Annotated in this window: 9 protein-coding genes (1 of these 9 cut by a window edge); all 9 read left to right on the top strand. The window is 73.1% G+C overall.

The window, feature by feature from the left end; translation table 11 throughout:
* The first annotated feature begins 3 nt into the window (after positions 1-3).
* A complete protein-coding gene (gene eccB / locus CFP66_RS28130) occupies positions 4-1,407 on the top strand; it encodes a type VII secretion protein EccB (RefSeq protein ID WP_094928217.1) in 1,404 nt (467 codons plus the stop codon).
* Between the two features lie 171 nt (positions 1,408-1,578).
* Positions 1,579-1,893 carry a hypothetical protein gene (locus CFP66_RS28125; RefSeq protein WP_094928216.1) on the top strand — a complete coding sequence of 105 codons (315 nt, stop codon included), beginning with the start codon at positions 1,579-1,581 and terminating at the stop codon, positions 1,891-1,893.
* A 36-nt stretch (positions 1,894-1,929) separates the two neighbouring features.
* Positions 1,930-2,232, top strand: a complete 303-nt coding sequence (locus CFP66_RS28120) for a WXG100 family type VII secretion target (RefSeq protein ID WP_094928215.1) — start codon at positions 1,930-1,932, stop codon at positions 2,230-2,232.
* Between the two features lie 284 nt (positions 2,233-2,516).
* Positions 2,517-3,056: a hypothetical protein gene (locus CFP66_RS48055; RefSeq protein ID WP_158228241.1), complete on the top strand. Its 540-nt coding sequence runs from the start codon at positions 2,517-2,519 to the stop codon at positions 3,054-3,056.
* Between the two features lie 177 nt (positions 3,057-3,233).
* Positions 3,234-6,479 carry a hypothetical protein gene (locus tag CFP66_RS28105; RefSeq protein ID WP_094928213.1) on the top strand — a complete coding sequence of 1,082 codons (3,246 nt, stop codon included), beginning with the start codon at positions 3,234-3,236 and terminating at the stop codon, positions 6,477-6,479.
* Positions 6,479-8,101 (top strand): hypothetical protein, encoded by a 1,623-nt coding sequence (locus CFP66_RS28100; RefSeq protein ID WP_094928212.1) that lies wholly within the window; start codon positions 6,479-6,481, stop codon positions 8,099-8,101. The genes CFP66_RS28105 and CFP66_RS28100 overlap by 1 nt, the downstream gene beginning before the upstream one ends.
* 49 nt (positions 8,102-8,150) lie before the next feature.
* Positions 8,151-8,594 carry a hypothetical protein gene (locus CFP66_RS28095; RefSeq protein WP_094928211.1) on the top strand — a complete coding sequence of 148 codons (444 nt, stop codon included), beginning with the start codon at positions 8,151-8,153 and terminating at the stop codon, positions 8,592-8,594.
* Entirely contained in the window at positions 8,587-8,934 is a 348-nt protein-coding gene (locus CFP66_RS28090) for a hypothetical protein (RefSeq protein ID WP_143517406.1), read from the top strand. The genes CFP66_RS28095 and CFP66_RS28090 overlap by 8 nt, the downstream gene beginning before the upstream one ends.
* A gap of 63 nt (positions 8,935-8,997) precedes the next feature.
* Positions 8,998-12,526, top strand: partial view of a hypothetical protein gene (locus CFP66_RS28085; protein ID WP_094928209.1) — the 5' portion only. The gene runs 22,595 nt beyond the window's last position; only the first 3,529 of its 26,124 coding nucleotides appear in the window; it begins with the start codon at positions 8,998-9,000; its stop codon lies off the right edge, out of view.

Here is a 12,526-nt window from a genome sequence, read left to right as displayed (position 1 = left end):
GTAATGCAATCACGCAGGGACCAGGTCCAGGCCTACTTCTTCGTCGTCGGCCGCATGGTGGCGGCCGTGACGCACGGGCGACCGGACGCGCTGGTGCAACCCAACCGCCGGGCGAGCACGGGGATCTTCCTCGGCGTGCTGCTCGCCGCGATCATCGCCGGCGTCTTCGGGATCTACGGCCTGTTCGTCCCCGGCGGCAACAACGCCTGGCGGACGCCGGGGGCCGTGATCGCCGCCAAGGAGACCGGCGCGCGCTACCTCTTCCTCGAGGGGCAGCTGCGTCCGGTGCTGAACTATGCCTCCGCCCGGCTCGCCGGCGGCTCACCCGCCCCGGTCGTCAGGGTCTCGACCGCCTCCCTCGCCGATGCCCCGACCGGTAGGCCGATCGGCATCCCCGGCGCCCCCGACAGCGTGCCCGCCGCCGGGAAGCTCGACACCGGGGCCTGGACGGTGTGCGCCCGACCGCCGGAGGAGACCGGTGTGCAGGCGCTGTCGATCGCCCTGCTCGTCGGACGTCCGGCGGGCCGTCCGCTCGGTGACGACCGGGGCCTTCTGGTCTCCAGCCCGGACGGCGTGCGGCACCTGCTCTGGCAGGGGCGGCGCCACCGCGTCCCCGACGCGCAGACCGTCCGCGTCCTCGGCTACGACGCGATCGCGCCCGTGCCCGTCACCGCGGGCTGGCTCGACACGGTTCCCGCCGGGCGCGACCTCGGGGTGCCTGCGACCACGGGCGCGGGGCAGCCGGGACCCGTCATCGAGGGGCGGTCGACGCTGGTGGGGCAGGTCTTCGCGGTGCGCAACCCCGCGCTCGAGAACGAGCAGCTCTACCTGCTGCGCCTCGACGGCGTGACCCCCTTGTCCGAGAGCGCCGCCGCGCTCGTGCTCGCCGCTCCCAGCACTGCGCCGGCCTACCCGCAGGGCGCAGCCGCCCCGATCCCGATCGGTCCGGCCGCGCTCACCGGTGTGCCGGTCTCGCGGGGCGAGGACCTGGGGACGGGGCTGCCGGCCCGTCCGCCGACCGCCGCGGTGCCGCCTGCCGGCGCTGTGCCGTGCGCCCGGCACACTCCCGGCTCCGACGAGGTGGCCACCACGATCGAACTGCGCAGCGGGGCGGAGGTCGATGCGGGCGCGGTGCCCGCCGCGCCCCGCGAGGCCGGCACCACGGCCGACCGGGTGTCGTTCCCGACCGGCGGCGGAGTGCTCGCCCGCGACCAGGGCGCCGCCGCGGCCGGGACGTTCCTGGTCACCGACACCGGGATCCGGTACCCGATCGCCGACGAGGACTCGCTCAAGGCCCTCGGCTACTCGGGTGTCCCGGTCACGGTGCTGCCGAGCGCCCTGCTCGACCTGTTGCCCACCGGCCCGCTCCTCAGCACCACCGCCGCGCGCGCGGACGCCGGCGCCTGACCGTCGTGCGCCGGTCTTGGTGGGGGATCTCCCTCCAGGCCCGGGTCCTGAGGGCGAACGCGGACCGAGGCACGGCCGCCCGTCCCTAGATTCCTCCACGGACCTCAGGTTCGTTCCGCGGCCGGCCGCCCGGCGCCGCGTCCCCTTCGATCCCGATAAGGGAGACGATCCATGGCGATCACCCAGTTCGAACAGAACACCATCACCAAGGCCGCGCAGAGCCACAGCGAAATGGTGAGCGAGCTGCAGACCCGGCTCAACCGGCTCTTCGGCGTGGTCGAGAGCACCCTGGGGTCGAGCCCCAGCGCCGCGACCAAGGCTCTGGAGGCGACGTACGACTCCTGGATCCGGGACGTGCAGCAGATGATCATCACACGGGTCGAGTCGCTGAGCGAGTCGATGACGAAGACGGCGCAGAGCCAGGCGGACATGGACGAGCAGAGCAGCAGCGACGTCTCGCAGGTCGCCCAGTTCATCACCGGCTGACGCCCACCACCACCCGCACTCGACGAAAGGGAAGCCATGTCCGGGAACACGGTTTACGACTACGAGGCCATCGCGGCGTGCAACGCGGAGTTCAAGCGCGAGATCGGGCTGATGCACGAGGACATCGACAGGTTCCAGGGCGAGGTCCAGAAGCTCGTCGCCGACACCTGGGGCGGTACAGCCGCGACCCAGTACAACGCGGCGGCCGACGGTCTCAACAAGGACCTCGAGAGCCGGAAGAACACGCTCATGGAGCTCGAGCGGCGTCTGGGGCTCAGTGCCGACAACATGCAGGACACCGACCGGCAGGGCGGCAAGAACATCGGGGCGTCCGTCTGACCTCCGCTCCGTCGACCTGACGCCCCGGGGTGCCGGCCCGCTCGCGGTCGGTACCCCGGGGTCTGTCCGTGCCGACCGGGGACGACGACGAGTGCTCGCGGGAGGGAGCCAACCCGGACCGGTTCCCGCCCGAGCTGCACCCTGGCGGTTGGTGGGGGATCTCCCGCAACCCGTCACCGGGGCCGCAACCGGGGACTCGGCCCCTTGCCTCGTTCCCTAAATTCCAGACCAGACCTCAGGTTTCGTTCCCCGCCATCGCGGCGTGCGACGTAAGGGAGGCCCCCGTGGCCGGTAACACCGAGTTCGACGCGGCTGGCATCAAGACCATCGGCGCCGAGCTGCAGAGCCTGATGAACGGCCACATGGCGGCGTTCGCCGAACTCGACAGGAACTGGCCGAACGCGGGCAAGTTCTCGACGGCGGAGTGGCTCGAGGTGTTGGTCGACGACCGGCGCAACGCTGTCGTGCAGCACGGGAACCGGCTGAACATGACGCTCGACCAGTTGGGGTCGGACCTGGTGCGCGTCGGCAAGGACTTCGAGAACGCCGACGGCGAGAACGCCGAGAAGATCGTCGACATCCTCAAGGAGGGTCGGGGGAAGAACCAGGACGAGGTGAACGACTGGTCCCAGACCACGGAGGACACCCAGACCAACTTCGGCGATCAGGAGGACGGGGACGACGGGGACGGCTACAACAACTCCCTGTCGCAGACCGACGGCGCCGACTCCGATGACGACGACTCCGAGGACGACGACTCCGGCGACGACGAGGACGAAGACGAAGACGACGAGGACGAGGGCGCCGACAGCGACCAGGACTGACACATGGCTCGGGCGCGCTTCGTGGGGGATCCCCGCTCCCCCGCGGCTCGGATCGGTTCGGAGTCGCCCTCTCTGCATTTCCGGTGCGCCGTTGATCTGTTGTCCGGCAGCCGGGTCCCGCGCGTGACACCGACCGATCGATCGCAGCTCCCCGACGATCTCTGAGGAAGCCCTGATATGGCCGACGAGAACCCGCTTGCGCCCGTTCCCGGCACGCATGTCGGCAACCCGCCGCCGTTCGACGCCGGGCAGTACGGCTCGCTCGAGGCGTTCAATGAAGCGGTCTCCGATCTCATCTTCAACTCGGACGGTACCGACGTCGGGTTCAACGACAACGGCAACGCCAATGCCTGGTACGGCTTCGCGGACGACTGGCTTGCGGCCATGAAAGCCATCGAGGCCACCAACAACGACTTCAAGAAGAAGATCGAGGCGGTTGGCCAGAAGCTCAAGGGTGCGGCGGGCGACGCCTTCCAGGAGTACGCGAACAACGTGCTGGACGAGAGCGTGGAGCTGTGGCGCACGCTCCACGACTTCAACTACCCCAAGCTGATCGGCGACAACGGCCACGCCATCCGCTGGTTCGTCGGCGAGTACCACAAGATTACGACGGATTTCTGGAATTGGCTCTACAACGCGCAGAAGGCGAACGCCGAGTTCTACTCGATCGCCCTGGACGTCGCGTTCGCGGCTGGGGTCGACATCTCCGAGATCCATGGCCTCATCGACGATGCGCACAAGTCACATGGCTTGCTCCATGACAAGCACGATGAGCTGCTCCTGGTCGCGCTGCAGGAGTTGCTGAACGAGGTCAGCAACCAGTACACCACCCGCGGGGGCGAGCTCCGGCCCCTGTACCCCGCCCTCACCTCCTCCTCGACGAACTCCGATGTGCCTGATACCAGCTCCGATGGTCCGGGCAACGATTCGGACGGCGATTCGGACGGCGATTCGGACGGCGATTCGGACGGCGACTCGGACGGCGACTCCGACAGCGATTCCGACAGCGGCTCGGACGACGATTCGGACGGCGACTCGGACGGTGATTCCGACAGCGGCTCGGACAGCGGCTCGGACGACGATTCCGACAGCGGCTCCGACAGCGGCTCGGACAGCGGCTCAGGCGACGACGCGGTCGACGAGGCCAGGGAGGACGCCGAGGACGCGGCCGACGACGCCATCGAGAAGCTCAACGACACCGGCGGCGACACCGGCGGCGACACCGGCGGGGACACCGGCGGGGGCGGGACCGGTGACGGTTCCGGGAGCGGCAGCGGTGGCTCCGGCTCGACGCCCGGTGGCCTCGACACGGGCGGCTCGGGCAAGGGATCCGGCGGCCAGGGCAGCGGGAAGAGCGGCCTGGACGGCGCACAGAACAACTCCGAACAGACCGGGGGCTCCGAGGACGACGCCGCGGCGGGCGAGCGGCAGAAGGCCCTCGACGACGCCCAGCAGGCGGCAAACGACGCGATCGACGACCTGATGGGCGGTCCGGAGGAGGACACGTCGGGCGGTGGCCCCGTGGGCGGCCAGGGCTCCGGGCCCGGCCAGGGCTCCGGCGGCAGCGAGAGCGGCGGCGGTTCCGGGAGCGGCGAGAGCGCCGAGGACGCCGAGCGGCAGAAGGCCCTCGACGACGCCCAGCAGGCGGCAAACGACGCGATCGACGACCTGATGGGCGGTCCGGAGCAGGACACGCCGGGCGGCGATTCCGGCGGCCAGGGCTCCGGGGCCGAGGAGGACTCCGCACGCGACAAGGCTCTCCAGGACGCCAAGGACGCCGCCAACGAGGCCATCGGGAACCTCCCGGGCACGAGCGGAGGCGGCGGGAACGGCCCGGGCCGCGGCACCGGCTCGGGCGGTGGCAGCGGCAGCGGCGGTGGCAACACCCCGCGCGACCAGGCGCTGCAGGAGGCGCAGGACGCCGCGAACGACGCGATCGAGGACCTCCAGAACGAGGAGGGCATCACGCCCGAGCGGGAGGCCGCTCTCCAGGAGGCCAAGGACGCCGCGAACGAGGCCATCGAGAGCCTCGGCGAGGACGTCCCGGGGGCGGACCCCGGCAGCTCCGGAGGGACAGGGGGCGGCGGTCCCGGCGGGGAAACCGGCGGGGAAACCGGCGGGGACACCGGCGGGGACACCGGGGGCGGTGGCCCCGGCGAGGAACCGGCGCTGGATCCGGGCGAGGCCGCCGACGCCGTCGACGACGCGATCGAGGACCTCGGGCGTCCCGACGACGGCCCGGTCCGCTCCGAGGCACTCGACCAGGCCCAGCAAGCGATCGACGAGGCGCTCGCGGAGCTCCCCGAGGACGCGACGCCCGAGCAGGCCCGGCAGGCGATCGACGAGGCCCTCGCCGAGCTCGGCTCCCCGGGCGATCACCCCGAGCGGACCGACGCCATCGAGGACGCGGGCGACGCTGCGAACAAGGCGGTCTCCGCTCTCGAGGATCCGGACGGACCGGCAGCGACCCAGCGCGCGATCGACGACGCGATCGCCGACCTGGGCTCGCCCGAGGACGACCCGGAACGCACGCAGGCACTGATGGAAGCCCAGGACGCCGTCGGTGAGGCGCTCGCCGACCTGCCCGAGGGCGCGACCCCGGAGGAGGCGCAACGGGCGATCGACCAGGCCCTCGACGGGCTGGCCGGCGAGGGCGACGACCCGGCGCGCCAGATGGCGCTCGACGAGGCCCGGGAGGCGGCCCATGCCGCCCTCCGGTCGATCGGGGACCCGACGGGACCCGAGGCGGCGAGCCGGGTCGTCGGCGACTCGCTCGACGCCCTCGGCGAGCCGGACGACGACCCGTCCCGGCAGCACGCTCTGGACCAGGCGCGCGACGCCGCGCAGGACGCCATCGGCGCTCTCGGACCGGACGCGTCGGCCGAGGACGTGCGGGACGCCGCCAACCGCGCCATCAGCGACCTCGACCAGCCCGGCGACGACCCCGCGCGGGAGCAGGCGCTGGTCGATGCGAGGAACGCGGTCAACGACGCCGTCGACGGTCTCGGTGAGGCGGGTGGACCGGGCAGCGGTTCCGGCCCCGGGGGCCCCGACGGCGGGCCGGGTGGCGAGGGCGAGGAATCGCTCGGGAACCATCTGGCCGGCCTCGACCCGGATCAGCGCAACGCCGAGACGACCCCGCAACTGCCGGGTGCGGACGCCGACCCGCTCACGGCCCCGTCGAGCCTCACGGCCTCGCATGCCGAACCCCAGCAGCTGGCGGGCCAGGCGCTGACGCCCGGTGCCCAGTCGGGCACGGCCGGCGGTAGTCCGGGAGGCATGCCGATGTCCCCGATGGGGATGGGGCAGGGGATGGGGCAGCAGAACCAGGAGCGGGAGCCCACGATCTGGCTGCAGGCCGACGGCGGGGCGTGGGACGACGATGACGACACGCCGGCCTCGAACGTCCTGGGCAGGACGTGATGGCGACGTCGCTCCCGGCGTCCGACGGGTTGGAGTCGCAGGAGTTCGGGTCACAGGGCTTCGAGGCGCTGGCGCGGATGGTCCTGGACATCCCCGCCGAGGCCTTCGACGTCCGCGCCGCAGCGTTCGACGCGGTGGTGGCCGCCCTGCACGACATCGCCGGACGCCTCCGTGCCCAGATGGGGAAGCTGCAGGAGGACCTGCGGGGAGTGGCTGGGGAGGCGGCAGGCGAATCCGGTGAGCTGCTGCGGAGCGAGGTTGCCGCGGTCGCGGCCGCGATCAGCGGAGACGGCGCGGCCCTGTACCGCGCGGGAGACGCCGTCGCGGGAGCGCAACGCGCCATGCAGGACCTCGCCGCGGAACGGGCGCGGGCCCTCGCGACGACGCCCAGCCCTCAGGTCGCCGCGCAGTTCGACGAGCTCGCGCGCCGGATCGCGACCGGGCTCGCGCAGACCTACCGCCAGGTGGGCACGAGCCTGGCCCCGATCCCCGGCACCCCGGCAGCAGCCGGTGGCGGAGCCGGCGGCCCGGGTCCCGACTCCCCGTTCCCGGACGGCGAGTTCACGGGGGCGACGGTGGACGGGCCGCAGCCGCCTCCCGAGCTGTTCTCACCTGCCGAGCCCACACCGGTCGGGCTCACACCCGAGGGATCGGCCCTGCACGTCGCGCCGGTGCCGGTCAGCGCCTTCGCCGCCACCGCCGGGCTGCGTCCTCCGACCGGCGCGGGTGTCGGGCACGGCGTCACCTCGCGCCCCGGCGGCTGGACGGCCGGCATCGCGAACGCGGCGCCGCCCGCCGCGGTGCTCGGGCGTGTCACGACGTCGGCCGGCACGAGGCAGACCGGGGCGGGGCCGGGTGGGACCGGTGACGTGCTGCCCCCGGCGGTGCTCCGCTCGGCCGGAGCGTTCGGGACGGGGACGTCCACCACGCCGGGGCCGTTCGGGCGCAACGTCGACGTGACGCGCACGGAGCCGCAGCAGAACGGGCTCGGCCGGAACCCGGAAGAACCGGTGTCCGGCATGCCCCCCGCGCCCGTCGCACTGGCAGCGGTGAACGGTCGCGGTCGGCAACCCGGCGAGCAGCCGCGCCCGAAAGACACCAGCAGCAGGCGTACGGCCGGGGGGCGGCGCGAGGTTCCCGACGATGATGCGGCCGGGGCGAGCGCGACCGCGAAGCCCGTCGAGTCCTCGGCGACCGCGAGCGAGTCGACGGCCCGCGTCCCGGAGCGCATCATGCCCCCACCTCCGACGGTCGAGGCGTCTGCGTTGGCGGACATGCCCGCCCCGGCCTCGCGCCGGGTACCCGAGGACGGCGGCGCGTTCGAGCGGAGCCGCTCCGACGCTCCCGTCCTCCCGTCCTTCACACCTGTGGCCACGTCGCTGCACTCGACCGGGCTCCACGCGCCCGAACCGGTGACCGGATCCGCCGGCGCGCCCGGGCAGGGGCCGCCCCCGATGGTCCCTCCCATGGGCGGCATGGGCCCCATGGGTGGCATGGGGGGCATGGGTGGTCTCGCCGGCCGCGTCGAGCCCGAGCGCACCCGGGAGGTGTCCCTGCAGGAGGACCCGGGTGCGTGGGACGACGACATCGGCGGCGCCCCTGCCGTCCTGGGCCGTCGCTGACCGGGCGGACCGGGCCCGTTGTGAGGCATTACCGAGAAGGAGATCTGGCATGGCCGAGCGTGACACCGACGAGTTCTTCCACGGCACCGACGACCCCATGGCCCGCCTCGACGACGAACGGCGCAGGCTCGACGCCCTCGGCCGGGTCTGGCAGGACGAGACGACCACCGTCCGCGCGAAGGACAACACGTTCTCCATGACCTTCGACGGCCGTGGCGACCTGACCGAGGTGGCCTTCCACGGGTCGAAGTACAAGACGGTCGCCCCCACCGAGCTGGGCCACCGCATCGTGGAGACCCTCAAGCAGGGCCGGCTGGAGAGCCTCGAGAAGATGGCCGCGACGATGAACCCGGACAGTGTCGGGGGGCTGGACCTGGTCGGCATCGCCACCGGGAAGGTCGATCCGCGCAAGGCCATCAACGCGCTCATGGCCCCGCTGCTGGAGGGGCTCGGTGCGCCGGTGCGCGACCCGCGGGACGTCCGCCGTGGCTGACCGGTTCGAGCTCGACGAGAACGATGCCGTCGCCGCGGGCGAGCGGGCCCAGACGGCGGGTCGGCGGCTCCTCGACGCGCACCGCGACCTCGTCACCGTCCTGAACGACCGCGAGGGCTGCTGGGGCGACGACGACATCGGCAAGGCGTTCGCCAACAAGTACGTGCAGGTAGCCGACGGCACCCGGGAGAACACGAACGTCCTCGCGACCAACTTCTCCGACGCCGGCACGTACATCGTCGACGTCGCGGGCGAGCTCGCGGACGTCGACGAGGGCAACGCCCGCAGGATCGACGGGCTGTACGCCGACAACGTCGAGAGCTGGACGGCGGAGTCCTGATCGTCGTCGGTCCTGATCGTCAGTTCTGATCGTCGCCCGGCGGGCATCAGTGGGGGGTGAGGCATGGCAGGCACCGGCGGTGAGGACGAGGTCACCGAGCTGCCTGCCGAGCTCCAGAACTTCCTCAAGGTCGTCGTCGGCATCTCGTGGCCGGAAGGCTCCGAGGGCGGACTGAGGGCGATCGCATGGGCGTGGCAGGAGTTCGGCGACGCCCTGGACGAGGCCGCAGCCGAAGCGGGGGGCGTGGCCGCCGACGTCGACGCGGCCATGGACGGCGAGACCGCCGGGGCCCTCGACTCGTTCCTGCGCGGGTGGCTGGAGAAGCCGCTCGCGGACTCGGCGGACGACGCCCGGGAGCTGGCGAAGACCGCGCAGAACGCTGCCGCCGACATCCAAAAAGCCAAGATCATGTTCATCGTCATGGCGGCGGTCGCCCTGGTCGCGTTCCTCACGCTGCTCGCCATCCCGTTCGGCGTGTTCTTCGCCAGGACCGTCGTCGAGGTGCTCAAGGTCGGTCTCACCCAGGTGCTGAGGAACCTGGTCAACCAGATCGCCAGCAGGTCCCTGCAGCAGATCGCCTGGTCCGTCACCAAGTTTCTCCTGCAACTGGGCGCGACGATCGCCGGAGAGGTCGCCTTCGAGGTCGGACTGGACGCCGCGATCCAGAAGGCGCAGATCGACGAGCACAACGCGCACGAGGAGAGCGGGGAGGACGGCGTCCGCGGGCGCGACGGCTGGGACCTCGATTCCCTGAGCAACGCAGCCAAGTCCGCGGCCATCAGCGCCGCCATCGTGGGCGGCGGCGGCCTGCTGGCCCGCAACCTCACGAGGAACAGCAACATCGGGCTCGACAACGTCAGCGCCCTGAAACTCGACGGCCCGGGCGTGAACCTCGGCCCGGGCGGCAAGGACGGCCCGGACATCGGCGACAGCCCCGGCCCGTCCGGGAAGGCCGGGGACTCGTCGGGCGGCGGGGGACCGAACGGGACGTCGAGCGAAGGCCCTCCGGCCAAGTCGGACAGCGGCTCGCCCGGCGGTACGCCGGGTGGGCAGGGTCCGAGCCGGACGGACACGTCGTCCTCGGACGGGTTGGACTCGGACGGTTCGCCGGGTGGGAAGTCCTCGGGCGGGACGGACCGTGGTTCCTCCGGCGACTCGTCGGGGGACGGGCCATCCGCGGTGGCGACCGACCGGAACGGGCTCCCCCTCGCGCGGGAGCACCCGTTCACCCGCAAGCTGCGGTGGGACGACAACGCGGGCCTGCCTCGGAACGTCGCGGCGGCCGCGGTCCGGCACGGCCTCAAGCTGAACCACGTCCGGTACACGAGCCCGTGGCTGCGGTTGGGCGGGCACGCCGCCTTCCTCGGATGGCAGATGGCCCTCGTCATGCCGGCGAACCTGGCCGCGTCGACGGCCACCGGTGGCGAGTTCAACATCTCGGACGGTCTGCTCAACGTCGACAAGTACAGCGGCCGCAGGAACCCCTACTCCGAGGGCTCCACGGGCCCGACGGCCGCCGTGGTGAAGTCGATCGGCAACGTCTCGGCCGCGATCGACAACGTCCATGCGCTCGCCTCGGTGGCGGCGCCGAACGCGGCCCTGCTCGGCGCGATCAACATGGTCTCCAGCGCGGTCGACGGCCTCGAGTCCCTGCTCTCGGGCGGAGGGGACTCCTCCCCGGACACCGGCAGGACCTCGGCGGACGGCCCGTCGAACAGCGTCGATGCGGACGCCCGGACGCAGCCGTCGTCCGACGGCGGTCTGGATTCCGACTCCTCCACCGCGCGCGGTGGCGAGGGCGACGGCGGCGATGGCCGGACATCGCACCCGGACTCGTCGTCGGACAGCGGGTCGCCCGACGTGTCGACATCGGTCGAGGACTCGCCGGACGTGCACGGGGATTCGGAGGACGTCACCTCTCGCGGCGAGGGGCAGGGGGACTCGGGGAGCTCCGAGAGGTCGTCCGGTGGGAGCGGCACCGATGCCGGGACTTCCGGTGGTCGTGACGAGGGGCAGGGGGACTCGGGGAGCTCCGGGACATCGTCCGGCGGGGGCGCTCCCGATGGTGAGGCCCGGGAGTCCGGCGGCCGCGACGAGGGCCCGGCGGAACAGCGCGCGCCGCAGGCGTCGGAGTCCGCGGGAGGGGGGCAGAGCGGGTCGAGGGCGGGCGGCGGCAGCCCGACCGACTCCGGCAGCCCGACCGACTCCGGCAGCCCCACCGACTCCGTCGCCGACCCTTCCGACGAGTCCCGGTCCGCCCCGCCGGCCGCCGAGGGCTCGTCCCTGGAGACGTCCGATGGCGGAGCCCGGGACACGTCGGAGAACACCTCGCGCACCGAGGATTCGGCGTCCGGGTCCGGGCGCGACACCCCGAACGAGCCCACGGCCGACGGGCGAGGAGCCGACACGCCGGACGAGCCGGCCGCCCGGTCGGAGGGCGGCAGCTCGTCGTCCGGCGGTTCGGGGTCGGACGGGCCGGTCTCCCGGTCGGAGGGCGACGACACCTCGCGGTCGGCGGGGCCGGATGCGTCCGAGGTGGGTGGGCCGGAGGCGACCCCGGAGGCGACCCCGGAGGCGTTGGGGAGCACGCCGGACGGTACGAACACGCCCGACGCACCCGCCGCCTCGCCTGCCGCACCCTCTCAGTCGTCTCCTGGCCAGTCGTCTCCTGGCCAGTCGGCTCCGAATCAGTCGGCGTCGAATCAGTCGGCTCCGAACCAGTCGGGGGCGAATCAGGCGGGGGCGAACCAGCCGGGTCAGTCGGCTCAGCCTTCCTCGTCGCCCTCCACGTCGGGCGCGGGGCGCTCCTCGTCGGCCGGAGCGGGCCCTGCCACCACCATGTCCTCCGAGGGGCCGGCCGCGGGCGGGCCGGATGCCGAGTTGGCATCGGGCGCCCCGAGCGGCAGCCCGACCCCGGACGCGCCGTCCGGTCAGCCCGGTGACGCAGGATCGGCTGACCTCGACAGCGATGGGGACGTCGGCGGGGAGCGTGATGCGCTGGGCACTCCGGGGCCGCGTTCGGCGGAGGACGCGGAAGGCGGTGGAGCTGCGTCACCCGACGTCCGGGGCGACGACCGGGTGGCGGGTGGCACGGCCGGGGATGCGCCGCCGAGCGGCGCCGCACCCGAGGAGAACGGTCCGGCGGACCAGCCGGACGCTCCTGCCCCCGACGGTGCTCCTGCCCCCGACGGTGCCCCGGATGGTGTCCCCGACGCGGCCGCCACCACCGGGCCGCCCCTTCGCACGGAGTCGGCGCAGGGGTCCCCGGCCGCCGAGCGTTCCGACGGCGCGTCGCGTCCCACCGCCTCGAGCGCATCGGCGCGTGGTGAGCAGGGCCCGGCGACCGCCACGCCCTCGCCCTCCTCGGCCGACCGGCGGCCGGCCCCTGCCGTCGTCTCGGACGGGCCGGTCCGGCGGGACCCGGTGTCGGCGGAGCGGGGTCCCGTCGCCCCGCGGCCGGTTGCCGACACGGCTTCCGGTGCGACGCCGGCGGTCGGCGCCGACCCGTCTGCTCGTGGCGCCGAGGAGCGCACCGGCGAGGGGGCGGCGACACGGGCCTCGGACGGGGCGGGCGCGTCGTCGGACCTCGGGC

Source organism: Pseudonocardia sp. MH-G8 (assembly GCF_002262885.1).
In the GTDB taxonomy this organism is placed as follows: domain Bacteria; phylum Actinomycetota; class Actinomycetes; order Mycobacteriales; family Pseudonocardiaceae; genus Pseudonocardia.
This window is presented reverse-complemented; position numbering and strand designations above follow the sequence as displayed.